22 protein-coding genes are annotated in these 24,255 nt (G+C 61.1%); 11 read left to right on the top strand and 11 right to left on the bottom strand.

Annotated features, from left to right (window positions below; translation table 11 throughout):
• Positions 1 to 2: 2 nt before the first annotated feature.
• Positions 3 to 1,793, top strand: coding sequence for an ATP-binding protein (locus tag GFU70_RS00295; protein WP_116643524.1), 1,791 nt, complete (start codon positions 3 to 5; stop codon positions 1,791 to 1,793).
• Between the two features lie 19 nt (positions 1,794 to 1,812).
• On the opposite strand, the gene GFU70_RS00290 is transcribed toward GFU70_RS00295, so the two are convergent.
• From GFU70_RS00290 to GFU70_RS00260, 7 genes are all read right to left on the bottom strand, one after another.
• Positions 1,813 to 3,426 (bottom strand): EAL domain-containing protein, encoded by a 1,614-nt coding sequence (locus GFU70_RS00290; RefSeq protein WP_058544858.1) that lies wholly within the window; start codon positions 3,424 to 3,426, stop codon positions 1,813 to 1,815.
• Between the two features lie 75 nt (positions 3,427 to 3,501).
• On the bottom strand, positions 3,502 to 4,281 hold the full coding sequence (locus tag GFU70_RS00285; RefSeq protein WP_058544831.1) for an N-acetylmuramoyl-L-alanine amidase: 780 nt from the start codon (positions 4,279 to 4,281) through the stop codon (positions 3,502 to 3,504).
• A gap of 104 nt (positions 4,282 to 4,385) precedes the next feature.
• Complete coding sequence (locus GFU70_RS00280; protein WP_153387430.1) at positions 4,386 to 6,506, bottom strand: diguanylate cyclase; 2,121 nt, start codon at positions 6,504 to 6,506, stop codon at positions 4,386 to 4,388.
• Positions 6,503 to 7,381 (bottom strand): endonuclease/exonuclease/phosphatase family protein, encoded by an 879-nt coding sequence (locus GFU70_RS00275; RefSeq protein WP_058544829.1) that lies wholly within the window; start codon positions 7,379 to 7,381, stop codon positions 6,503 to 6,505. The genes GFU70_RS00280 and GFU70_RS00275 overlap by 4 nt, the downstream gene beginning before the upstream one ends.
• A gap of 15 nt (positions 7,382 to 7,396) precedes the next feature.
• Positions 7,397 to 8,041 (bottom strand): thiol:disulfide interchange protein DsbA/DsbL, encoded by a 645-nt coding sequence (locus tag GFU70_RS00270; protein WP_058544828.1) that lies wholly within the window; start codon positions 8,039 to 8,041, stop codon positions 7,397 to 7,399.
• A gap of 198 nt (positions 8,042 to 8,239) precedes the next feature.
• Positions 8,240 to 8,851: a c-type cytochrome gene (locus tag GFU70_RS00265; protein ID WP_058544827.1), complete on the bottom strand. Its 612-nt coding sequence runs from the start codon at positions 8,849 to 8,851 to the stop codon at positions 8,240 to 8,242.
• A 46-nt stretch (positions 8,852 to 8,897) separates the two neighbouring features.
• The gene (locus GFU70_RS00260; protein WP_003196231.1) at positions 8,898 to 9,188 is read right to left on the bottom strand and encodes a c-type cytochrome; all 291 of its coding nucleotides are present in this window, start codon (positions 9,186 to 9,188) and stop codon (positions 8,898 to 8,900) included.
• Positions 9,189 to 9,379: 191 nt separating this feature from the next.
• Here GFU70_RS00260 and yihA point away from each other — a divergent pair, with 191 nt between their 5' ends.
• Positions 9,380 to 10,021: a ribosome biogenesis GTP-binding protein YihA/YsxC gene (yihA, locus tag GFU70_RS00255; protein WP_003196227.1), complete on the top strand. Its 642-nt coding sequence runs from the start codon at positions 9,380 to 9,382 to the stop codon at positions 10,019 to 10,021.
• A gap of 465 nt (positions 10,022 to 10,486) precedes the next feature.
• Here the strand turns inward: yihA and polA are convergent, their stop codons facing one another.
• Entirely contained in the window at positions 10,487 to 13,255 is a 2,769-nt protein-coding gene (gene polA, locus GFU70_RS00250) for a DNA polymerase I (protein WP_153387429.1), read from the bottom strand.
• A 74-nt stretch (positions 13,256 to 13,329) separates the two neighbouring features.
• Here polA and GFU70_RS00245 point away from each other — a divergent pair, with 74 nt between their 5' ends.
• A complete protein-coding gene (locus GFU70_RS00245; RefSeq protein ID WP_058544825.1) occupies positions 13,330 to 13,620 on the top strand; it encodes a DUF2782 domain-containing protein in 291 nt (96 codons plus the stop codon).
• 60 nt (positions 13,621 to 13,680) lie between these two features.
• Positions 13,681 to 14,631, top strand: a complete 951-nt coding sequence (locus tag GFU70_RS00240; protein ID WP_058544824.1) for a homoserine kinase — start codon at positions 13,681 to 13,683, stop codon at positions 14,629 to 14,631.
• Between the two features lie 171 nt (positions 14,632 to 14,802).
• On the opposite strand, the gene znuA is transcribed toward GFU70_RS00240, so the two are convergent.
• Positions 14,803 to 15,732, bottom strand: a complete 930-nt coding sequence (gene znuA, locus GFU70_RS00235; RefSeq protein ID WP_153387428.1) for a zinc ABC transporter substrate-binding protein ZnuA — start codon at positions 15,730 to 15,732, stop codon at positions 14,803 to 14,805.
• Positions 15,733 to 15,798: 66 nt separating this feature from the next.
• Here znuA and zur point away from each other — a divergent pair, with 66 nt between their 5' ends.
• Genes zur through GFU70_RS00215 form a run of 4 tightly spaced genes read left to right on the top strand, consistent with a single transcriptional unit; the run spans position 15,799 to position 18,595 of the window.
• The gene (zur, locus tag GFU70_RS00230) at positions 15,799 to 16,281 is read left to right on the top strand and encodes a zinc uptake transcriptional repressor Zur (protein ID WP_153387427.1); all 483 of its coding nucleotides are present in this window, start codon (positions 15,799 to 15,801) and stop codon (positions 16,279 to 16,281) included.
• Complete coding sequence (znuC, locus tag GFU70_RS00225) at positions 16,281 to 17,063, top strand: zinc ABC transporter ATP-binding protein ZnuC (RefSeq protein WP_058544821.1); 783 nt, start codon at positions 16,281 to 16,283, stop codon at positions 17,061 to 17,063. The genes zur and znuC overlap by 1 nt, the downstream gene beginning before the upstream one ends.
• Positions 17,056 to 17,844, top strand: a complete 789-nt coding sequence (znuB, locus tag GFU70_RS00220) for a zinc ABC transporter permease subunit ZnuB (protein WP_058544820.1) — start codon at positions 17,056 to 17,058, stop codon at positions 17,842 to 17,844. The genes znuC and znuB overlap by 8 nt, the downstream gene beginning before the upstream one ends.
• A 37-nt stretch (positions 17,845 to 17,881) precedes the next feature.
• Positions 17,882 to 18,595, top strand: coding sequence for a PA5502 family lipoprotein (locus GFU70_RS00215; protein WP_116643528.1), 714 nt, complete (start codon positions 17,882 to 17,884; stop codon positions 18,593 to 18,595).
• 201 nt (positions 18,596 to 18,796) lie between these two features.
• Here GFU70_RS00215 and katE read toward each other — a convergent pair whose 3' ends face one another.
• Positions 18,797 to 21,001: a catalase HPII gene (gene katE, locus GFU70_RS00210; protein WP_226921011.1), complete on the bottom strand. Its 2,205-nt coding sequence runs from the start codon at positions 20,999 to 21,001 to the stop codon at positions 18,797 to 18,799.
• A 197-nt stretch (positions 21,002 to 21,198) separates the two neighbouring features.
• On the opposite strand from katE, the gene GFU70_RS00205 reads away from it, so the two are divergent.
• The 3 genes from GFU70_RS00205 to GFU70_RS00195 all read left to right on the top strand — a co-directional run bounded on the left by GFU70_RS00205 (position 21,199) and on the right by GFU70_RS00195 (position 23,733).
• Entirely contained in the window at positions 21,199 to 22,206 is a 1,008-nt protein-coding gene (locus GFU70_RS00205) for a methionine ABC transporter ATP-binding protein (RefSeq protein ID WP_116643529.1), read from the top strand.
• On the top strand, positions 22,206 to 22,880 hold the full coding sequence (locus tag GFU70_RS00200; RefSeq protein WP_058544816.1) for a methionine ABC transporter permease: 675 nt from the start codon (positions 22,206 to 22,208) through the stop codon (positions 22,878 to 22,880). The genes GFU70_RS00205 and GFU70_RS00200 overlap by 1 nt, the downstream gene beginning before the upstream one ends.
• A 79-nt stretch (positions 22,881 to 22,959) precedes the next feature.
• The gene (locus GFU70_RS00195; RefSeq protein ID WP_153387425.1) at positions 22,960 to 23,733 is read left to right on the top strand and encodes a MetQ/NlpA family ABC transporter substrate-binding protein; all 774 of its coding nucleotides are present in this window, start codon (positions 22,960 to 22,962) and stop codon (positions 23,731 to 23,733) included.
• An 84-nt stretch (positions 23,734 to 23,817) separates the two neighbouring features.
• Here GFU70_RS00195 and GFU70_RS00190 read toward each other — a convergent pair whose 3' ends face one another.
• The gene (locus tag GFU70_RS00190) at positions 23,818 to 24,201 is read right to left on the bottom strand and encodes a hypothetical protein (RefSeq protein ID WP_153387424.1); all 384 of its coding nucleotides are present in this window, start codon (positions 24,199 to 24,201) and stop codon (positions 23,818 to 23,820) included.
• Between the last annotated feature and the right edge of the window lie 54 nt (positions 24,202 to 24,255).

The raw sequence follows: 24,255 nt of genomic DNA, 5'->3' as shown, positions 1-24,255 counted from the left end.
TTATGAAACTGGCGATGAAGCTGCGCACACGACTGTTTGTCAGTATCTCGGCCCTGATTACCGTGGCCTTGCTGGGATTGGTGCTTGGCCTGGTCAGCGTGATGCAGATGGCCAATACCCAGGAACAATCGGTACGCGACAACTTCGTCCTGCTGGACCTGGGCCTCAAGCTGCGCAAGAGCCTCGGCGATCAGTTGATGATCATGCTCGATGACAAGCCCAACCTCGCTGCGTTGGAGCAATCCAGGCAGCAATACCTGGCGCTGATCGACGAGGGCATCGCTCACGAACAGGGGCTGGATGATGCGCCAGGCAGCTTCAGCAAGGCCAAGGCTGACTACATTGATTTTTATGAAGCCTACACCGCATCTCGCCAACAGCCGAGCCAGCTCACGAGCGTCAAGGACCTCACCGAAAAATTCAACGTGCTGCGCAATGGGCTGATCGGGAGCTATCGCCAGGCCTTGACCAGCATCAGTGAAACCCAGGACCGCGCCCGTGAACGCGCGATGTGGATTTCCGGACTGCTGGGGCTGGTGGGGTTTGCAGTGCTGATCATCGGATTTATCACCGCCCATGGCATTGCCCGGCGTTTCGGCGCGCCAATCGAGGCACTGGCCGCAGCGGCGGACGACATCGGCCAAGGCAATTTCGAGGTCACGCTACCCGTTTCCTCGGCCGCAGAGTTGAACCTCCTGACCCGTCGCTTCGGGGTCATGGCCGAGGCCTTGCGCGAGCACCAGGCCACCAACGTCGATGAGCTGCTCGCTGGCCAGCAACGTTTGCAAGCGGTGCTCGACAGCATCGACGACGGCTTGCTGATGATCGACCGCCAAGGCCAGCTGGAGCACCTCAACCCGGTGGCCCAGCGTCAATTGGGCTGGGATGAGGAGCGCCTCGGGCAGGGATTGGGCGAGGCGCTGAGCCGCCCTGAACTCAATGAAGAACTGCATCTGGTCCTGCGCGGCGGAACCCAGGAACGGGCGCCGGACGACCTGAGCATCGAGGTCGATGGCGAGTCGCGAGTACTGACCTACAGCCTCACACCGGTCAGCCATACCCAGGGTCATATCCTTGGCGCTGTGATGGTGCTGCACGATGTCACTGAACAGCGTGCTTTCGAACGGGTACGCAGTGAGTTCGTGTTACGCGCGTCCCACGAACTGCGCACCCCCGTCACCGGCATGCACATGGCGTTCGGCCTGTTGCAGGAGCGCGTGCATTTCGCTGAAGACTCCCGCGAGGCAGACCTGCTCAACACCGTCAACGAAGAAATGCAGCGGCTGATGCAGCTCATCAATGACCTGCTGAATTTCTCCCGCTACCAGAACGGCCTGCAGAAGCTGACCCTGGCGCCGTGCTCCATCGACGATCTATTGGAGGCCGCCCGGTTGCGGTTTGCCGAACAGGCCCAAGCCAAGGGTATCGAGCTGCTCGTGGCGATCCAGGGCCCGCTCCCGCGATTGCATGCCGACGCTGCGCAACTGGATCGAGTGCTCGACAACCTGATCGACAACGCCATGCGCCACACCGCCGAAAACGGTCAGATTCGCTTGCAGGCCCGGCGTCACGGCGAGCGGGTGATCATCAGTGTCGAAGACAACGGTGAAGGCATTGCCTACGGCCAGCAGGGACGGATCTTCGAACCTTTCGTCCAGGTCGGACGCAAAAAGGGTGGTGCTGGCCTGGGCCTGGCGCTGTGCAAGGAGATCGTCCAGCTCCACGGCGGGCGCATGGGCGTTTATTCAAGGCCGGGGCAGGGCACGCAGTTCTACATGGCGCTGGCGGTCTGAGTGGACGGTATGAGCAGGCTCAGGCTTCGTCATCAAGGCGGCGCCCACGCAGGCGTCGGCCACGGGTAATCAGTTCGATGAGCTGCACCGCGCTGAGGGCATGGGCGAACAGCCAGCCCTGGCCGAACTTCACCCCTTCGCTGCTCAAGTAGGAAGCCTGGGCTTCATGCTCGATGCCTTCGGCAATCACCTTGAGTTGCAGCGCATGGGCCATGCGAATGATGTGCGGGGCCACGCCGCTGCTGGCGGCATCGTGGCCCAAGGCGTCGATGAAGGCCTTGTCGATTTTCAGGCAGTCCACCGGTAGGGTTTGCAGGTAGGCCAGGCTGCAATAACCGGTGCCGAAGTCGTCGATCAACACCTGATGCCCGACGTCGCGCAGCGATTGCAGGTTATCCCGGGCGACCAACACATCGATCAGCCCACGCTCGGTCACTTCGAAGGCAATCTGGTGCGCCGACACGCGATGCAGCGCCAGCAGGCGGGCGATCACTTCGCCAATACGCGGCACCATTACATCGCAGGCTGCCAGGTTCACCGAGATATACAACTGCGGATTGGCCCGCAACAGCTGGCCCAATTGATCGAAGAGCCGCTGCAGCACGAAATCGGTGATCTGGCGGATCTGCCCGGTGTTCTCGGCCATCGGGATAAACAAGTCCGGGCTGGTCAGGGTGCCGTCCGGTCTTCGCCAGCGCAACAAGGCCTCAGCCCCGACGCAGTTGCGGCTGCTCAGGTCGAAAATCGGCTGGTAAAGCACCTGCAATTCACCTCGCCGGATGGCCCCGTGCAGTTCGGCGTCCATGGACTGGCGCTGGCGCGCCAGCAGAAACACCTGGAAACCAATCCCCAGGCCCAGCATCAGGCTGATGGGCAACATCCACCAGGCATTGGCCGGAACCTGAAAACCGTTGCGCGGGGCGATCAGTACCAGTTGATAAACCGGACTGTCGGTCGGCATCCGATAGATCAACCGGTCCTGTGTCACTTGCAAGGCATTGTGGCCTTTCGGCGGCCAGGGCTCGATCGGTGGCCAGTATTGGTCCGTCCCGAGCACGGGAATGGCCCGTTTACCGTCATCCAGGACGACCAGCAGGCTGCTGCCCGGTGGTAAATCGACCATGTCGGTCAAATGCCCCCGGGACGTGGCCACCCGAAAGTTGCCGCGGCCCAGCATCAACGCTGCGCGGTCTTCGTCGGGCTCGGTGGTGGTGTTGAGCCAGTAATTGTAGGTTGGCCCGCGGATGTCGGGCGGGCGGGTCACTGACAACCCACTCTGGCGCGGACGATTGGAGCAGACGCCGCTGCCATCGATATAAACCGCCTCGTAGACGAAACGGTAGTTGAAGCTGACCTGTTGCAATGTCGCGATCATGTCATCGTCGCAACCGCGCAACGGCTGGTTTTGCAGGTCGTCGAGGCTTTCACGCAACTGCCCGAAAAGCTGTTCCAGGCGCTGCAGAAAGCGCTCGCCCTGGGCATTCATCTGGTCGCTTTCGCGCTGCTGGATCTGCTGCACGACCACGAACAGACTTCCCGCCAGCAGCAGGACGGTACTTAGGGCAGTTGCCACCATCGCCAGGAAAAGGGGGCGATGAAGCCAGCTTTGTAGGGTTTCGCGGGCAGCCGTCATCATGGGTAATCCGAAAGTTACCAATGAGTTATAGCTTCTGATTTGGATTTGGCCCGATCCGTCAGACGGGCGTCATTATTTTGTCTGGTTGAGCACCTGCAGGATCGCCGCGCTTTGCGCATCCGGCATGCCATCGAAGCGGGTCGGCCGGTAATGCATCTGGAAGGCGGCCATCACATGGTGGGTGGCCACGTCCCACTCGCCGGTCTGCGGCGTCGGATAGCCCAGACGGGCCAGCTCGGCCTGGAACCAACTGGCAGGCGGCAGTTGCGGCGCGAAGACGGCTTGCTGGCGGGCGACGGCCTGTTCGTCTGGCCAGACCCCCAGGCCGGCTTGCGCCAGGCGCTTCCAGGGGAACAGCGGCCCCGGGTCGAGCTTGCGCAGGGGCGCGATGTCGCTGTGGCCAATAATGTTGCGCGGGCTGATCCCGTTGCGCTGGATGATGTCCTTGAGCAAAACGATCAAGGCCTGGACCTGGGCTTGGCTGTAGGGATACCAGAGGCGCCCGGTGGGCGTGTCGACAAAGCCCGGATTGACGATTTCGATGCCGATGGAACTGGAATTGAGCCAGGTTCGGCCTTCCCATTCACTTTCCCCGGCGTGCCAGGCGCGTCGGCTTTCATCTACCAGTTTGTAGACGGTCGCGCCTTTATCGTCGCCGATCAGGTAATGGGCACTGACTTCGCCATGGGTCAGCAGGGCCAGGGAACGCTCCAGGGAAGCCGAGGTGTAATGCACCACCACGAATTGGATGCGGTTGTCATGGTTGACGGAGGGATGACTGGTGTCGAGCCGCGGGCCGCTGGTGCAGCCGGCCAGGATAAATATAGAAACAATGAGCGAAAGAAATTTCATGGTGGAAGGCAATACACGCTGGAAGTAATGCAACAGTGTAACGTATCGCCTCGCGATGATCCGGTGCGCGCGGCGATATTAAACAAATTGGAACAATTAGCCCCTTAGCCCAGTTCCACTCGGTTACGCCCGGCATTTTTCGCCCGGTAAAGCGCCTGATCGGCTCTTTTAAGCACCAAATCGCTGTGTTCGCCAGGTTTGAAGGCGGTCAGCCCAATGGACACCGTCACCGTCACCGGCTCGCCCTTGAAATGAAACGGACAGGCTTCGATGGCCAGGCGCAGCGTCTCGGCCAGCTTGGTACCGGCAGCCATGGGCGTATCGGGCACCAGCAGGACAAACTCCTCGCCACCAAAACGCGCAATGAAATCGCTGCCACGCAGGCGTTTACGCAGGACCGAGGCAATGAGCTTCAGCACCCGGTCACCGGCCAGATGACCGTAGTTGTCGTTGATGCGCTTGAAGTGATCGAGATCGAGCATGGCCAGCAGCAAGCTGTTGCCATGTCGCTGCCACTGGGCGACTTCATGTTCCAGGCGCTCGGACCAGGCGGCGCGGTTGGGCAGCCCGGTGAGCGGATCGATCAGCGCTTTTTGCCGCTGTTCCTCGAGATTCTCCCGCACGACCTGGGCATCCTGCTCCATCAGGGCGACGCGGTCGGCCAGGCTTTTCAGGCGAACCGAGACCTCCTGCTCGCGTTGATCACGTTGCTGACGGTGGTGGTCCATCGTGCCGAGCAAGCCTTCGAGGTGATTCTCGAGCACTTGCTTGAGGCCTTCCAGGTCATCGGCTTCCTTCACGCTGCTTTGCAGGCCGTCCACCTGCTCACGAATCTGGGTGTCCATTTCCCTGGAGGCCGACAGGTTGTCGGCGTGGTCTTCACTGGCGGCCTGCAGACTGCTCTGGAATGACTCGAGCCGATCGTTGAGGCGCTGCAGGTAGGCTTCGAATTCATGCTGGCCAGTGTCCGTGATGGCGAGCATCAGTACGGCCAGATCATCGAGGATCGGCAACAATTCGTACCAGTTCAAGCCATTTCGCAGACGCTCACACATGGCTTCGGCTTGTGGTCGATGACGCTCGGGCAAGGTCAGGTCACCCAAAAGGCCCAACAGCGTGTCTTCGATATGCTTGGCGACCGAGCTGTAGGACGGCTCCGGTGAGTCGGGCAGGGCGTACTGGGCGTCGACCACATCGGCGACTTCCAGTGCCTCGTCGTCGGGCTCCACAGACGCCAGCGAGGGGGCGGGCAGGGCCTGCGCAAGCTCCTCGGGCATCAGTTCGTCGGGATTCTCGAGCGTGGGTGCCACTACCGGGCGTTCTTCGACGACCGGTGACGGCAGCGGCGTCGACAGTGGCGCAGGCTCGGTTGCTTCCTCCGGTTCACTGGTGGGCTGAACCACCTCTGCTGCTGGTATTGGAGCGGGTGCCGGGTCTGGCTCGATCTTCTGCGCAGTGAGGACAACCGGCACGGGCGTCGTCTCCAACGCTGGCGCTTGCTCTGCCACCGATGGCTGCGGAGCTGGTGCTGGTGCTGGTGCTGGTGCTGGTGCTGGTGCTGGTGCTGGTGCTGGTGCTGGTGCTGGTGCGACGGATTCTGCGGCAGTTGCTGGCTCCACAGCCACTGGCAAAACGGTTTCTGTCGCAGGCGCCACGCTGGCCCGGGCAGGTTCGAGGGACTGGCGCGGCGCTTCTTCATGGCCCTGGCCACCAAACAGCCGTTGCAGCAGGCCGGGGCGACTCGGTTCGACAGGGGCTTCCTGGGCACTGATTGCCTTGCCTTGCAGGCCGCTCAACTCGCTGAGCAGCAACGGAATCTCCCGGGCCTGGCTGGCCCGATCTTCCAGTTGCTTGGCAAACTTCTTCAGCGAGCGGCTGACTTCTTTGGGCAGCGGCAGGCTCTGCAACTGGGTAACCAGGGCCGTCAACGCGGCGCTCGTCTGCTCGACCCGGGTTTCGCGGCGCTGTTCGGAATCGAGTACGGCTTTCTCCAGGCGCGGCAGCAGGGCAGCGAGGGCGGCATCCATGTCATCGGTGCGCACCACCTCGCGCATCTCTTTCATGCATTGATCGACAGCCCGGTCAGTGCCCTCGGCAGCCAAGGTGCTGCGCACCAGGCCCCGACGCAGCAAGTCGAGTCGAGCCTCCCAACGGCGCTCGAGCTTTTCCTGCTGTTCGATACTCTTGAAATATTTCTCTCTCCAGCGTTCGGCGTCGTCGCTCATTCATCGGATCCGCGAGGGGCAGGACTCAGCGCGGGGAATGCATCGGCCGTGAGCGAACCCGGCAAACGAATTTCTACCGCGACCGGCAGGTGATCGGAAATGGGTTGGGCCAGCACCTCGACGCGTTCGAGGGTCAGGGTCGGGCTCAACAGGATATGGTCCAGGCAGCGCTGGGGGCGCCAGCTGGGGAATGTCGCTTCCAGTTGTGGAGCGAGCAGACCGAGATCGCGCAGGGGCGAAGTCTGCAGCAGATCGGTGGCATGGGTGTTCATGTCGCCCATCAGCACCTGGTGCTTGTAGCCACCGATCAGCTCGCGAATGTACGCCAGCTGCATCGTCCGGGTACGCGCCCCGAGCGCCAGGTGCATCATGACCACGACCAGCGCCTCGGGGCCTTCGCCGAAACGCGCGAGGATCGCCCCGCGCCCCTTGGGCCCCGGCAAGGGATGGTCTTCGATCGCCCACGGGCGCAAGCGACTCAACACACCATTGCTGTGCTGGCCGAGCCGTCCGAGGTTGCGATTGAGTTGCTGGTACCAGTAGGGGAAAGCGCCCAATTGGGCCAGGTGCTCCACCTGGTTGACGTAACCTGAGCGCATGCTCCCGCCGTCGGCTTCTTGCAGGGCCACCAGGTCGAAGTCCTTGAGCAGGTCGCCGATTTTCTGCAGGTTACCGGCACGTCCGGTGTGCGGCAGCAAATGTTGCCAGCCGCGAGTCAGGTAATGCCGGTAGCGCTCGGTGCTGATGCCCACCTGGATATTGAAGCTGAGCAGCCGCAAGCGGCTGTCGCCAGGCAGGCCCGTGGACGTGACATGATGCTCGTTGACCCGCGGTTCATGCAGGCCAACGATGCGTTCGGTGCTCCAGCGGGCCATGGGCGTGGGCCGCGCTTAGTTGGCGGCAGCCTTGGTGGCCGCTCGCTCTTTGGCGATCAGTTGGTCGGCCAGTTGCAGCGCTTCATTTGCGCCGCCGGCGGAGCCGATGTCAAAGCGGTATTTGCCGTTGACGACCATGGTCGGTACGCCCGTGATCTCGTATTTCTTCGCAAGCTCCTTGGCCTTCTTGATCTGGCCCTGGATGGCGAAGGAGTCGAACGTGGCGAGGAACTTGTCCTTATCCACGCCCTGGGTGGCGAGGAAGTCCGCCATGTCTTCTTTCTTGACCAGCTTCTTGCCTTCTTTCTGGATCGCGTTGAATACCGCGGCGTGAACCTTGTGCTCGACGCCCATGGCTTCAAGGGTCAGGAACATCTGGCCGTGGGCATCCCATGGGCCGCCGAACATGGCGGGGACGCGTACGAAGTTGACGTCCGAAGGCAGCTTCTCGACCCATGGGTTGATGACCGGCTCAAAAGCGTAGCAATGCGGGCAGCCGTACCAGAACAGCTCCACGACTTCGATCTTGCCAGGCACCGCCACCGGAACGGGGTTACTCAGTTCGACGTAAGGGGCTTTGGACTCCTCGGCGTTGGCTTGAACGGCCATACCGAACAGGCTGAAAACGACGAGCGCGGCGCTGATGATCAGATTACGCATGCTTTACTCCTGGACAATGAGGGGGCCTCGCGAGACCTGTTTCTAAGACAGACCGTGGCGGGTTCAAGTTCTCTAGTGTAACGGCAGCGGCCACAAAAAAGGGCGGCCAAAGCCACCCTTTTGATGCTCGCATCGACAGATTAATCGAGCGTTAACGCTGCAAGGGATGTACGCCCCTCGCAACGCCAGCCAAAGGCCTCAGTGCAGGCCTTGGATGTAGCTGGATACCGCGGCGATATCCTCGTCGCTCAGTTTTTTCGCAATGCTCTGCATCGGCTTGGTATCGCCGTCGTTGGTCCGGCCACCTTCTTCTTTGCGGAAGTCGGTCAATTGCTTGGCTACGTATTGGGCATGCTGGCCGCCCAGGTGCGGGAAGCCGGCTGCAGCATTGCCTTTGCCGTCAGGCGAGTGGCAACCGGTGCAGGCTGCAAGCCCTTTGTCCAGGTTGCCGCCACGAAAGAGCGCTTCACCACGTGCCACGAGCTTCGGATCGGCGGCGCCGACACTGCCCTTCTGGCTGGCGAAATACGCCGCGATGTCCGCCAGGTCCTGATCGCTCAGGTTGGTCAGCAGGCCGGTCATTTCCAGCACCGTGCGCTTGCCGGACTTGATGTCTTGCAGTTGCTTGTTCAGGTAACGTTCGCCCTGGCCCGCCAGTTTCGGAAAGTTAGGCGCCATGCTATTGCCATCCGGGCCATGGCAGGCGCCGCATACGGCCGCCTTCGCCTGACCGGCAGTGGCATCGCCAGCGGCGTGGGCTACGCCGGATATCCCCAAGGTCAACAGCAGACTCACGATCAGTTTGTTCATCAGCTAATCCAACTACGGCTAAGGGTTAAAGAGTTATGGACCGGGTTCACTCGCTCATCCACTGGATGATGGCTCGGTAATCCTCGGCACTGCAGTCCATGCACAAACCACGCGGCGGCATCGCCTTGAAACCCTGGGTCACGTGTTGCACCAGCGTCTCCATACCTTTCGCCAACCTCGGCGTCCAAGCTTCCTGATCGCCCTTGCGGGGCGCCATGGGGAGTTGGCCGGAATGACAGGCACCACAAACACGGTTGTACACAGCTTCCGGATCCTGTGTAGCCTGAGCGCTGTAAAGCGGCATCAAGACACCGGCAGCTAGCAGCCATTTCGTCATAAAACGACCTTTTCAGGGTTGGGAACGAGCTGCGTTCTAATGCGCAATTTCGGTCGATCGCTCCCGTGAGCTTCATCCTACGCTGGGACAAAGCGCACACAAAATCTGCGGCATTATATACTGGCGTCACTGAAACGGAAACGACACAGCTTGCCGCGTCCATTCCCGACGCCGCCCACATCGGAAATCCCATGCAACTGAAGAACCCCATCCTTGGCCTGTGCCAACAGTCCACCTTCATGCTCAGCGCCGCCAAAGTCGATCAATGCCCAGACGACGAAGGCTTCGAAGTGGCTTTTGCCGGGCGTTCCAACGCCGGCAAATCCAGCGCGCTGAACACCTTGACCCATGCAAGCCTTGCACGCACCTCGAAAACCCCGGGGCGCACGCAGCTCTTGAACTTCTTCAAGCTAGACGATGAACGGCGTTTGGTCGACCTGCCCGGCTACGGCTACGCCAAGGTACCGATCCCGCTCAAGCAGCACTGGCAGCGTCACTTGGAAGCCTACCTGGGCAGCCGCGAGAGTTTGAAAGGCCTGATCCTGATGATGGACATTCGCCATCCGATGACCGACTTCGACCTGTTGATGCTCGATTGGGCAGTCGCCAGCGGCATGCCGATGCACATCCTGTTGACCAAGGCCGACAAGCTCACCTACGGCGCGGCAAAAAATACCTTGCTCAAAGTGCAGTCGGAAATTCGAAAAGGTTGGGGCGACGCGATCACCATCCAGCTGTTCTCGGCGCCCAAGCGCATGGGCCTGGAAGAAGCCTACACGGTGCTGGCCGACTGGATGGAATTGGCGGACAAGGGCAGCGAAGAGGCCGAATAAGCCAAATCGCAGGCAAAAAAAACCCCGGACTTCTTATGGGGAGGGGGAAGTTCGGGGTCCAAGTTCCGGACCGCTAGGGCGAGGTCCAGATATCTGCCAACACTTAACACAACATAGGAGCATTGAAGGGCTTCACCAGCCATTCAGAATCTCTGAGTGGCAATTCACGGGTTTAGTTCAGATTTTTTTGGAAATAACCGTAGGAATTTTCAGAGCCAATGACGCCGCGCCTGGGTTTTCGGTGACTCGATGTGCCGAGGGCGCTTTGCTCCCGCTGGGGCTCGAAGCGCCCCCCGCAGGAGCTGTGTAGGAGCCGTGTAGGAGCCGTGTAGGAGCTGTCGAGTGCAACGAGGCTGCGATCTTTCCCCTGACGCTTGAGTATCAAGTGAAAGATCAAGATCAAAAGATCGCAGCCTCCGGCAGCTCCTACAGCGCTCAGCCGAACGGGAGCAAGCTCCCTCGGAATCAGTGTGCCTCGTCCCAGTTATTGCCCACGCCCACTTCCACCAGCAGCGGCACGTCCAGCGTGGCGGCGGCGCTCATGTGCTGGCGGATTTCCTCGCGCACCTGGTCGACCAGGTCTTCACGCACTTCCAGCACCAGTTCGTCGTGTACCTGCAGGATGACCTTCGCATCCAGCCCGGACTCCGTCAGCCAGCGGTCCACGGCGACCATGGCTTTCTTGATGATGTCGGCCGCCGTGCCCTGCATCGGCGCGTTGATCGCAGTGCGCTCGGCGCCTTTGCGCAGGGCCGGGTTTTTTGCGTTGATGTCCGGCAGGTACAACCGGCGACCGAAAATGGTTTCGACGAACCCTTGCTCGGCGGCCTGGGCGCGGGTGCGTTCCATGTACGCCAGCACACCCGGGTAGCGGGCGAAGTAGCGGTCGATGTATGCCTGGGATTGCTTGCGATCGACACCGATCTGCTTGGCCAGGCCGAACGCGCTCATGCCGTAGATCAAGCCGAAGTTGATCGCCTTGGCGCTACGGCGCTGGTCCTGGGTGACGGCTTCCAGCTCAACGCCGAACACCTCGGCCGCCGTGGCCCGGTGCACATCCAGGTTATGGCGAAATGCATAGAGCAGGCCTTCGTCCTTGGCCAGGTGCGCCATGATCCGCAGTTCGATTTGCGAGTAGTCCGCCGCCAGCAGCTTGTAGCCTTTCGGCGCGATGAAAGCCTGGCGGATACGTCGGCCTTCGGCCGTGCGGATCGGAATGTTCTGCAGGTTCGGGTCGATGGACGACAGGCGCCCGGTCGCGGCGACGGCCTGTTGATAATTGGTATGGACGCGGCCCGTGCGGCTGTTGATCTGTTCCGGCAAGCGATCGGTGTAGGTGCTCTTGAGCTTGCTCAGCGAGCGGTACTGCATCAGCACCTTGGGCAGTGGGTAATCCTGCTCCGCCAGCTCGGCGAGCACTGCTTCGGCAGTGGACGCCTGGCCCTTGGCGGTTTTGCTGAGCACCGGCAAGCCGAGTTTTTCGTACAGGATCACGCCCAATTGCTTGGGCGAGCCCAGATTGAATTCCTCGCCGGCGATGGCAAACGCCTCACGCTCCAGCGCCACCAGTTTCTCGCCCAATTCGACACTTTGTACGCCCAGCAGGTTGGCATCGACCAGGGCCCCCTGGCGCTCGATGCGTGCCAGGACCGGCATCAGCGGCATTTCGATGTCGTTGAGCACTGGACCCAGGCTTGGCGTGGCGGCCAGCTTTTCCTGCAAGGCCTGGTGCAGGCGGAAGGTCACGTCGGCGTCTTCGGCGGCGTAGGGGCCAGCCAGTTCCAGGGATATCTGGTCGAAGGTCAGTTGCTTGACCCCTTTGCCCGCGATGTCCTGGAAATCGGTCTTGCTTTGGCCCAGGTATTTGAGCGCCAGGCTGTCCATGTCGTGGCGGGTCGCGGTGGAGTCCAGCACGTAGGATTCGAGCATGGTGTCGAAGGCAATGCCCTGGACCAGGATGCCATTGCTCTGATCGCCACCGATGGCGCAGTTGGCCAGGATGTTGGTTTCGAACTTGGCGTGCTGGCCGACCTTGAGCTTGTGCGGGTTTTCCAGCAACGGCTTGAGCGCCTTGAGCACCGTGTCGCGGTCCAGTTGCTCCGGCACGCCCATGTAGGAATGGGTCAGCGGGATGTAGGCTGCCTCGAAAGGGGCCACGGCGAACGACAAGCCGACGAGTTGCGAATGCTGGGCATCGCCGCCGTTGGTTTCGGTGACGAAGGCAAACAGCGGCGCTTTGTCCAGCTTGGCCAGCCACGCGTCGAAGCGCGCCTGGTCGAGGATGACTTCGTAGTTGGCCTCGGCAGCGCCGGGCTGCTCTTCGGTAACTTCGACGATTTCCTGGCCGGCACGCTTGGCGTCCCGCTGGTTCTCTTCGAACCAGCTCTTGAATTCCAACAGCGTGTACAACTCGGCGAGTTTCTCGTGATCCGGCTGGCCCATTTGCAAGTCGTCGAGGCCGATATCCAACGGTACGTCGGTCTTGATGGTGGCCAGCTCGTAGGAAAGCAACGCCATTTCCTTGTGCTCTTCGAGCTTGGCGGCCAGGGTCTTGGCGCCACGGATCGGCAAGGTGGCGACGATGTCCAGTTGCGCATACAGCTCGGTCAGGCCGCCATTGACGCCCACCAGCAGGCCGGAAGCGGTCTTCGGTCCGATACCCGGGACGCCCGGGATGTTGTCGGAAGAGTCGCCCATCAAGGCCAGGTAATCGATGATCTGCTCTGGAGCGACGCCAAACTTCTCCTTCACGCCAGCCACGTCCAGGGCGCTACCGGTCATGGTATTGACCAAGGTAATGTGACCGTCGACCAGTTGCGCCATGTCTTTGTCGCCAGTGGAGATCACCACCGGACGGTCGGCCGCCGCGCTGCTGCGGGCCAGGGTGCCGATCACGTCATCGGCTTCGACGTTGTCCACGCACAGCAGCGGGAAGCCCAGGGCCTTGACGCTGGCATGCAGCGGCTCGATCTGCACGCGCATGTCGTCGGGCATGCTCGGGCGGTTGGCCTTGTATTCGGCGTACAGCGCATCGCGAAACGTCCCACCCTTGGCGTCGAAGACCACGGCGAACGGACTGTCCGGATACTGCTTGCGCAAGCTCTTGAGCATGTTCAGCACGCCCTTGACCGCACCGGTCGGCAGGCCTTTGGACGTGGTCAGCGGCGGCAGCGCGTGAAAGGCGCGGTACAGGTAAGAAGAACCGTCCACCAGGACGAGGGGAGCTTGGCTCATGAGCAGGATCAACCTTTTCGGCGGGTCCGGGGCTAGAATAGCGGGACCGTTGACGACAAAGGGACAAGGTTATCATGCGTACACTAAATCGCCTGTTACTGGCTGGCTTGTTTGCAATCACCCCGTTGGCCGTCATGGCAGCGGACGACGCACCCTCGGCGGACCCGGATGTCACCATCCGCACCGAAGGCGATAAAACCATTCAGGAGTATCGGCAAAACGGATTTTTGTACGCGATCAAGGTCACGCCCAAGCACGGCAAGCCTTATTTCCTGGTGCGTGCCGACGGCACTGATGCAAACTTCATCCGCTCGGATCAGCCGGATATGCTGATTCCGTCGTGGAAAATCTTTGAGTGGAAGTAGTTTCTTAACTTTAATCGGCGCCGTGTCAATCACGGCGCCCGAACTGAGCAGTTTTTGACCATGTCTGTGTTCACCCCCTTGGCTCGGCCCGAGCTGGAAACCTTTCTCGCCCCTTATGGGCTTGGCCGCCTGCTTGATTTCCAGGGGATCGCCGCTGGTAGCGAAAACACCAATTTCTTTATCAGCCTGGAGCAGGGCGAATTCGTCCTGACCCTGGTGGAACGTGGCCCGGTGCAGGAAATGCCGTTCTTCATCGAACTGCTGGACGTGCTGCATGACGCCGACCTGCCGGTGCCCTACGCCTTGCGCACCACCGATGGCGTGGCGCTGCGGGAGTTGGCGGGCAAGCCGGCGCTGTTGCAACCGCGCCTGGCGGGCAAGCACATCAAGCAGGCCAACGCCCAGCACTGCGCCCAGGTCGGGGAGTTGCTGGCGCATCTGCACCTGGCAACCCGCGACAACATGATCAAGCGCAAGACCGATCGCGGCCTGGACTGGATGCAGGAGGAGGGCGCCAAGCTGCTCTCGCACCTCGACGCCGAGCCGCGTCGGCTGCTCGAGGCGGCGCTGGATGAAATTGCCCTGCAGAAGGTCGGCATCCTGGCGCTGCCGCGCGCCAACATCCATGCCGATCTGTTCCGCGACAATGCAATGTTCGAAGGCACGCACCTGACCGGGTTGATCGACTTCTACAATGCCTGCTCCGGGCCGATGCTGTATGACGTCGCCATTGCCTTGAATGACTGGTGCTCGGACGACGACGGCGTGCTCGATGGCGCCAGGGCGCGGGCGTTGCTAGGGGCCTATGCGGCGCTGCGACCGTTCACTCCCGCCGAGGCCGAGCTATGGCCAACCATGCTGCGCGTGGCGTGCGTGCGGTTCTGGCTGTCGCGGTTGATCGCCGCCGAGTCGTTTGCCGGGCAGGATGTGTTGATTCACGACCCGATGGAGTTCCAGCAGCGCTTGGCGCAGCGGCAGACGGTTCACGCGTTGCTGCCTTTCGCCCTGTAACAACCGACAAGCGCAAGGCTTTTGTGGCGAGGGGATTTATCCCCGCTGGGCTGCGAAGCAGCCCCTGGCTTTCGATCTGACGGACTGCGGCGGCTGATATTTCTTGGGGCCGCTTCGCGCCCCAGCGGGGATAAATCCCCTCGCCACAGGTACAGCGTTCGGCGGGGGGGGTTACAACGACTCCAGGCACCCGGCCAAGTCATTGCCCAACTTCTCCAACAACTGCTCATACCCCTGCGCCGTCGCCGGGGTATAGCCGCCCAGTGCATCGAGCTCCGCCAACTTCACCGGCAACCCGGCCACCAGGGTTTCGGCCAGGCGCGGACGCAGGGGCGGCTCGCTGAAGACGCAGGTCTTGCCCACCGCCTGCAAGCGCGTGCGCATCGCCGCCACATGCTGGGCACCGGGCTGGACTTCGGCGGCCACGGCGAACACCCCGGCGTGCTTGAGGCCGTAGTTGTCTTCGAAATAGTCGAACGCTTCGTGGAACACGAAATACGGCTTGCCCGCGACCCCGGCCAGACGTGCCTTGAGGCGTGTGTCCAAGGCATCCAGACGCTGGTTGAAGCCCTTGAGGTTGCTTTGATAGCGGGCCGCGTTGGCCGGATCCGCCGCGCTCAGGTCAGCCGCCATCTTGGCGGCGATCACCCGCGCGTTGAACGGCGAGAGCCACAGGTGGGCATCCACGGTGCCGGGGCGATGATCGTGATCGTGCTCATCGCCATCATGGTCATCATCCTCGTGGGACGCGCTGTCCTGGGCGAAGTGACGCAACTTGAGCCCGGGCAGATCCTGGATGGCGACGGAGGGCAGCGTGCGACCGTTGAGCACCCGCGGCAGAAAGCCTTCCATATCGGGGCCGATCCAATACAGCAGGTCCACCGACTGCACCTTGCGTACATCCGATGGCCGCAACGCATAGTGATGCGGCGAAGCCCCTGGCGGCAGCAACACCTCTGGAACGGCCACGCCGTCCTGCACGGCGGCGGCAATCAGTTGCAGCGGCTTGATGCTGGTGAGCACCTTGACGTCGGCCTGGGCCGAGCCCATCAGTAGAAAACTTGCGACAAAAGCGACAAAGAGCGAAAAAAATCGGGACACGATGACCACTCGTAGAGGCGAGAACGGGTAACATAATAACGTCTCTCACTAAACTCGTCGCTGCCCATGCCTATTACACCCCTTGCCAGTCGTCCCCACGATCACTCTCACTGCGTGCACACCGCGCTGTCCGAGGCCGACGCCATCTGCGCCCGCCAAGGGTTGCGCCTGACCGCTTTGCGTCGGCGCGTGCTGGAATTGGTCTGGCAAAGCCACAAGCCACTGGGTGCCTACGACATCCTCGCCGTGCTCAGTGAGCAGGACGGCCGCCGCGCCGCGCCGCCGACGGTCTACCGGGCGCTAGATTTCCTCTTGGAAAACGGCCTGGTGCATCGCATTTCGTCGCTGAACGCCTTCGTCGGCTGCAACCATCCGGAGCACGCCCACCAAGGCCAGTTCCTGATCTGCCGCGAATGCCACGCCGCCATCGAGCTGGAACAGAAGTCCATCAGCGATGCCATCATCGCCAGCGCCAGGGAGGTCGGCTTCGTGGTCGACACCCAGACCGTCGAAGTGGTCGGTCTCTGCTCCGGCTGCCAGGGGGCCTGATGAGCAATGCGTTGATCCGCCTCGAACAGGTGGCCGTGACGTTCGCCGGACAGAGCGTGCTGGACAACATCCACCTGAGCGTCGAGCCGGGGCAGATCGTGACATTGATCGGCCCCAACGGTGCCGGCAAGACCACCCTGGTGCGCGCGGTGCTGGGTTTGCTCAAGCCCGACAGCGGCAGCGTGTGGCGCAAGCCGCGGCTGCGGGTCGGCTACATGCCGCAGAAACTTCATGTCGATCCAACATTGCCGCTGTCCGTGCTGCGCTTCCTGCGCCTGGTGCCGGGCGTTGATCGTGAGCGAGCCTTGGCGGCGCTCAAGGAAGTAGGGGCCGAACAGGTGATCGACAGCCCGGTGCAAAGCGTGTCCGGTGGCGAGATGCAGCGCGTATTGCTGGCCCGGGCCTTGTTGCGCGAACCCGAACTGCTGGTGCTCGACGAGCCGGTGCAAGGGGTCGATGTAGCGGGGCAGGCCGAGCTGTACAGCCTGATCACGCGCCTGCGCGACCGCCACGGCTGCGGCGTACTGATGGTCTCCCACGATTTGCACCTGGTGATGAGCACCACCGACCAGGTGGTCTGCCTCAACCGCCACGTCTGCTGTTCCGGGCATCCCGAGCAAGTCAGCGGCGATCCGGCCTTCGTCGAGTTGTTCGGAAAAAACGCACAAAGCCTGGCGATTTATCACCACCACCATGACCACGCCCATGACCTGCATGGCTCGGTGGTCCGTGCCCCTTCTGCTTCCAATCATGTTCATGGAGATGGCTGCAAGCATGGCTGATTTTCTGTTGTACGCCCTGCTCGCAGGCCTGGCTCTCGCGATGGTCGCCGGCCCCCTGGGCTCGTTCGTGGTCTGGCGGCGCATGGCCTATTTCGGCGACACCTTGTCCCACGCAGCGTTGCTCGGCGTGGCCTTGGGGTTTCTGCTGGACGTCAGCCCGGCGGTGGCGGTGACCGTTGGCTGCCTGTTGCTGGCGCTGGTGCTGGTGACCTTGCAACACCGCCAGCCGCTGGCGTCCGACACGCTGCTGGGTATTTTGGCGCCGAGCACCCTGTCCCTCGGGCTGGTGGTACTAAGCTTCATGCATGACGTGCGGATTGACCTGATGGCCTATCTGTTCGGCGACCTGCTGGCGATCAGTCCGACGGACCTGTCGTGGATCCTCGGCGGTAGCGCGGCGGTGCTGCTGTTGCTGGTGGCGCTCTGGCGGCCATTGCTGGCCGTTACCGTGCACGAAGAACTGGCCCGGGTCGAAGGCTTGCCGGTGCTGGGGTTGCGACTGGCGCTGATGCTGCTGATTGCGGTGGTCATCGCGGTGGCGATGAAAATCGTCGGGGTGTTGCTGATTACTTCATTGCTGATTATCCCGGCGGCTGCGGCACAGCGTCACGCCCGCTCCCCTGAGCAAATGGCCCTGGGCGCGAGCCTGCTGGGCATGCTCGCGGTGTGTGGCGGCCTGGCACTTTCCTGGTTCAAGGACACCCCGGCCGGACCGTCGATCGTGGTCAGCGCCGCCGCGTTGTTTCTGCTGAGTTTTGTCCTGCCTCGTCGAGGGGTGTAGACTTGCTCGCTTTTTGCGCAAATAGAGAGTCGCAGGAATGAAGCCGTTCGCCTCCCGTTATCTGCTCCTTGTCGCATTTTCCCTGCTGCTGGGCGCTTGCCAGAGTACACCGCCGGTCACCCAGGCTCCCGATACGCGGGGTCCGGCCATCGCGCAGTTCGAACAAAGCCTGGCCAGCAACGAGCTGGCCACCGCTGAAGACCAGTTGGCCGCCTTGCAAGCCCAGTCACCCGAAGACCCGTCGCTGGAACCCTACCAGCGGCAACTGGCCGAGGCATATTTGCGTCGCAGCCAGATCGATCTGCAAAAAGGCGACGTCAACGCCGCCGCCACCGCCCTGAGCCGTGCCCGAGCCTTGATGCCCAAGGCCCCGGCGCTCACCGGCGAGGTCAACAGCGCCATTGCCGAAGCCCGCAAGGCCGACCTGGAAAAAGCCGAAGCCGCCCTCCAGGCCGCCGAAGCCAAACCGGTCGCCAAAGTGATCGACCCCAGCGCACCCAGCACCACGGTTGCGCTTAACCTCGCCGATATACAGCAAATGCGTCGACAACTGGATGCCATCGCCGCAGACGTGGTGAATTATCAATGCGACGTCAGCATCCAGGCGCCGCGCACCGATGATTATCCATGGTTGGCGACGTTGCTGACCAAGCGGGTCAAGAAACTGGACCCGGGGTTTGATTTGAAACTGCAAAAGCAGATTTTGCGCAGTGTTCCGGCGCAGATGGTGCTGACACCTCGCAAACCCTAAGAGCATCGCGGGCAAGCCTTGCTCCCACAGGGCAACTCCCACAGGGCAATTTGTTCCCTGTGAGAATTGCTCCCTGTGAGATTTGCTCCCTGTGAGAGTTGCCCCCTGTGAGAATTGCTCCCTGTGAGAGTTGATCCTGTGGAGCTGATCTGTGGGAGCAAGGCTTGCCCGCGATAGCGCCCTACCAGACACCAACTCTCCTTAGGCTGGAACCGCCTTGGCCCTGGGCTCCCGCGTCCAAACCCGATGCTGAGCAATCGCCGCGAAAAACCGCGAAAAACCGCTCGCATCCGCATCTTCGATCAACCCCGCATCCACCTCCAGCTTCAACTCCACCAACAACTGCCGGGCCTCACCATGAAGCCCAATGGCTTTCAGATGCTTGTAGGCCTCCAGCACGTAATGCAACGCCACGCCGTCGCGACTCAAGGCCTTGATCGATTCCGCGCCACCGGGCACGAACACCGCGTCAAAGGCAATCGACGGCAAGCCTTCCATGGACGCATCCACCGCCAGGGTTTTCCCATCGACCGTGGTAACCGGCGCCGAAGTCGGCCCCAGCACTTTGGTGTGGGCGCCCTCGGCCTTAAGGGCCTGCTTGAGCGCATCGATGATCGCCCCATCGACACCGTCAGCCACCAGCACCGCCACTTTTCGCGTCTTGATGTCGCCGGACAGCAGGTTCGCCTGGCTCAAGGCCGGGGATTGCTCCAGCGTTGGGGTTGGCACATCGACGGTGCCAGCGGCAGGCGCCGGTAGCCCGAGGTTTTTCGCCACTCGCCCGGCCAGTTCCAGATCGATGTTGGCGAGAATCTCATTGACCTGCCGCGCCCGTATGAACTCACGCTCCACCTTGCCCAGCTCGAAACTGTAGGCAGCGATGATGTGCTCCTGCTCATGAGGGCTCATGCTCTTGTAAAACAACCGCGCCTGGGAGAAATGATCGGCGAACGAATCGCTGCGTTGGCGGATCTTGTAGGCGTCGATGCGCTCTGGATAACTTTCAAAACCGCCGTCTTCCGGGCCGGGCGGGGTTTCCTTCGGCCAGCCGCCGTCGATGGAGTTCGGCTCGTAGGACGCGCGCCCCTTGTCGATAGTGGTGCGGTGCATGGCATCGCGCTGGCCGTTGTGTACCGGGGTGATCGCACGGTTGATCGGCAGCTCATGAAAATTCGGCCCGCCGAGTCGGCTGATCTGCGTATCGGTGTAGGAAAACAGCCGCCCCTGCAGCAATGGGTCGTTGGAAAAGTCGATGCCCGGCACGATGTGCCCGGGGCAGAACGCAACTTGCTCCACTTCGGCGAAGAAATTGTCCGGGTTGCGGTTCAACACCATCTTGCCCAGGGGCGTGATGGGCACCAGCTCTTCAGGGATGATCTTGGTTGGGTCGAGCAGGTCGAAGTCGAATTTATGCTCGTCTTCCTCGGCGACAATCTGCACGCCGAACTCCCATTCCGGGTAGTCGCCCATCTCGATCGACTCCCAAAGATCGCGACGGTGGTAGTCAGTATCTTTACCCGCCAGCTTCTGGGCTTCGTCCCACACCAATGAACACGTCCCGGCTGTAGGGCGCCAGTGGAATTTAACGAAGCTGCTTTTGCCTTCGGCGTTGATCATGCGGAAGGTGTGCACACCAAAACCCTGCATCGAGCGCAGGCTTTTTGGAATGGCCCGGTCAGACATCGCCCAAATCACCATGTGGGCCGATTCCGGCACCAGCGAGACAAAATCCCAGAACGTGTCGTGAGCCGAGCCGCCTGTAGGAATTTCGTTATGGGGTTCGGGTTTTACCGCGTGGACAAAGTCAGGAAACTTCACCGCGTCCTGAATGAAAAACACCGGCATGTTGTTGCCCACCAGGTCGAAGTTGCCTTCGTCGGTGAAGAACTTCACTGCAAAGCCACGTACGTCGCGCACGGTGTCGCCGGAGCCGCGGGGGCCTTGCACAGTGGAAAAACGCACGAAGACCGGGGTTTTCTTGCTCGGATCTTGTAGGAAACCGGCCTTGGTCAATGCCGAATGCGCGTCATAGCTCTGAAAATAACCATGGGCGCCGGTCCCACGGGCATGGACGATGCGCTCCGGGATACGCTCATGGTCAAAGTGCGTGATTTTTTCACGCATGATGAAGTCTTCCAGCAGCGAAGGGCCGCGGGGGCCAGCGCGCAGGGTGTTCTGGTTATCGGCGATCTTCACGCCCTGATTGGTGCGCAGCGCCTGTTCGGTGGCGTCGGAGCGAAACTGCTCCAGGCTCTCGAGCTTGGCGTTGGTGTTGCCGCGATCCAGCGTGTCGGTCCCGGCCAGTTGGCTCTTGTTGACCGTGGGCTTTTGGGTACTCATCAGGCATGACTCCTCTTTGCGTTCCTCGCCGAGGCCAGGAATCTGAGTTCGATGCCGCAGGTGCATGACCCCGGCATTTCGAGTGGCTTAATGAGTGACCGATGCCGTTTGGCTGTGTTCCTTTTTTATGGCCATTGATCGCGTTATTGCCAAATGACAGGTCCGATCGCAAATAAATGCTAAGAACCTCTATACGGACAGGCTAAAATGCGCGCCCGGCTAACCGCTGATCCTTTTCCAACGCGCCCCACAAGGTTCGCTACGTGATCGAGTTTCAAGACGTCCATAAAACCTACCGAGTCGCCGGTAGGGATATCCCCGCCCTGCATCCGACCAGTCTGACGATTGAGAACGGTCAGGTCTTCGGCCTGATTGGCCATTCCGGTGCGGGAAAAAGTACCTTGCTGCGCCTGATCAATCGCCTGGAAGATTCCACGGGCGGCAAGATCATCGTCGACGGCGAGGAAGTCACCGCCCTGGACGCCAGCGGCCTGCGCCGCTTCCGCCAGCAGGTCGGGATGATTTTCCAGCACTTCAACCTGCTGGCGTCCAAGACCGTGGCCGACAACGTGGCGCTGCCACTGACGTTGGCGGGCGAATTGTCCCGCAGCGAAATCGACGAGCGCGTCGCCGAGTTGCTGGCGCGGGTAGGGCTGTCCGACCACGCCAAGAAATACCCGGCGCAACTGTCCGGCGGCCAGAAGCAGCGCGTCGGCATCGCTCGCGCCCTGGCAACCAAACCCAAGATCCTGCTGTGCGACGAGGCCACCAGCGCCCTCGACCCGCAAACCACCGCCTCGGTGCTGCAACTATTGGCGGAGATCAACCGCGAACTGAAGCTGACCATCGTGCTGATCACCCATGAAATGGACGTGATCCGCCGCGTTTGCGATCAAGTGGCCGTGATGGACGCCGGCGTGATCGTCGAGCAAGGCCCGGTGGCCCAGGTGTTCCTGCACCCCAAGCACCCGACTACCAAGCGTTTCGTCCAGGAAGACGAGCAGATCGACGAAAGCGAACAGCGCGACGATTTCGCTCACGTGCCCGGGCGCATCGTGCGTCTGACGTTCCAGGGCGAAGCGACCTACGCGCCATTGCTCGGCACCGTCGCCCGGGAAACCGGTGTGGACTACAGCATCCTGGCCGGCCGCATCGACCGCATCAAAGACACCCCCTACGGGCAACTGACCCTCGCCGTCACCGGCGGTGACATGGAGGCGGCGTTCGCCCGCTTCACCGCGGCCGATGTCCACATGGAGGTGCTGCGCTAATGGAACTGCTCAATTCGTTCTTCTCCAACATCGACTGGCTGGAAATCTGGCTGGCCACCGGCGACACCTTCCTGATGCTGTTCGGTTCGCTGCTGTTCACCGTGCTGCTCGGCCTGCCGCTGGGCGTGCTGCTGTTCCTGTGCAGCCCGCGCCAGTTGCTCGAGGCCAAGGGCATCTATGCGCTGCTGTCGCTGGCGGTGAACATCTTGCGCTCGCTGCCATTCATCATTCTGTTGATCGTGATGATTCCGTTCACGGTATTGATCACCGGCACCTCCCTGGGCGTGGCCGGCGCGATCCCACCGCTGGTGGTCGGCGCCACACCGTTCTTCGCCCGCCTGGTGGAAACGGCCCTGCGCGAAGTCGACCGCGGCATCATCGAAGCGACCCAGGCCATGGGCGCAACGACGCGGCAGATCATCATCAACGCCTTGCTGCCGGAAGCCCGCCCGGGCATTTTTGCAGCGATTACGGTGACAGCAATTACGCTGGTGTCCTACACGGCCATGGCCGGTGTGGTCGGCGCTGGTGGTTTGGGCGACCTGGCGATCCGTTTCGGATACCAGCGTTTCCAGACCGACGTCATGGTGGTCACGGTGGTGTTGCTGCTGGTGCTGGTGCAGGTCCTGCAGACCGTAGGCGACAAACTGGTTGTGCATTTCTCTAGAAAATAAGGCCTCGCGGCCAATAAACCATGAGCCGGCCATTCGCTGGCAGGTGCCAAGAGCAGGCGCCCCACAAGGAGTTAGCTGAATGAAAAAACTACTGGTTGCCTTCGCTGCCGCCGCAGCATTTTCCGCCCACGCCGCCGACACCCTGACCGTCGCGGCCACCCCGGTGCCGCACGCGGAAATCCTCGAATTCGTCAAACCGGCATTGGCCAAAGAAGGCGTGGACCTCAAGGTCAAGGTCTTCACCGACTACATCCAGCCGAACGTACAAGTCGCCGAAAAGCGCCTGGACGCCAACTTCTTCCAGCACCAGCCGTACCTGGATGAATTCAACAAGGCCAAGGGCACCCACCTGGTGAGCGTGACCGGTGTGCACCTCGAACCTCTGGGCGCGTACTCCAGCAAAATCAAGAAACTCGACGAACTGTCGAGCGGCGCCAACGTGGTGATCCCGAACGACGCTACCAACGGCGGTCGTGCGCTGTTGCTGCTGGCGAAGGCTGGGGTGATCAAGCTGAAGGATTCGAACAACATCCTGTCGACTACCAAGGACATCACCGAGAACCCGAAAGACCTGAAGTTCCGGGAACTGGAAGCGGCGACTATTCCACGGGTGCTGACTCAGGTGGATCTGGCGTTGATCAATACCAACTATGCGTTGGAGGCCAAGCTTGATCCTTCCAAGGATGCGCTGGTGATTGAAGGTAACGACTCGCCGTATGTAAACATCCTGGTGGCCCGTGAGGATGACAAGGACAGTGAGGCGATGAAGAAGCTGGTTGCGGCGTTGCATACGCCGGAAGTGAAGGCTTTTATTCTTGAGAAGTACAAAGGCGCGGTTTTGCCGGCGTTTTGATCTGATCAAGTGGTGAAAAACGGGGCTGCGTGGGAATGCAGGCCCGTTTTTTGTTTAGGCTTTATGTCCTGTCGCAGAACAAATTTACTTTGAACGAAAGTAACGAATGGCGAAGCTTGCTTTTTGGAGTGCATAAAAAATCAACACAGATAAAATTATTATAGCTATCACAACCCCAGCAATATTGACACTTGCTACAAACTGCACGTAGATCGACAGAAAAACCACAAGAACAATGTAGCTTGCCAAGATTTTATTTCTGATGACTAACAACAGCGGAATTACAGTAATGAAGAGTGCGTGGATAAGCACCACGAACAGTATCTCCGCACTTAGCTGATAAGGAATGCTTCCAGACCTTGCTTGCTCAATTATTATCATGGCTTCATACAGAAGAATCTGTACGGCTCCAACGACAGTGATGCTGATTCCCATAAGGGTTAAGGCATGAATTTTTTTGGTGTTCATCGTGCTTTCCAAGAGACGGATGCTAGGTCAATGAATGTCTCAACGAAAACCCGA

The organism is Pseudomonas brassicacearum (genome assembly GCF_009601685.2).
Classification (GTDB): Bacteria; Pseudomonadota; Gammaproteobacteria; order Pseudomonadales; family Pseudomonadaceae; genus Aquipseudomonas; species Aquipseudomonas kilonensis_B.
This window is presented reverse-complemented; position numbering and strand designations above follow the sequence as displayed.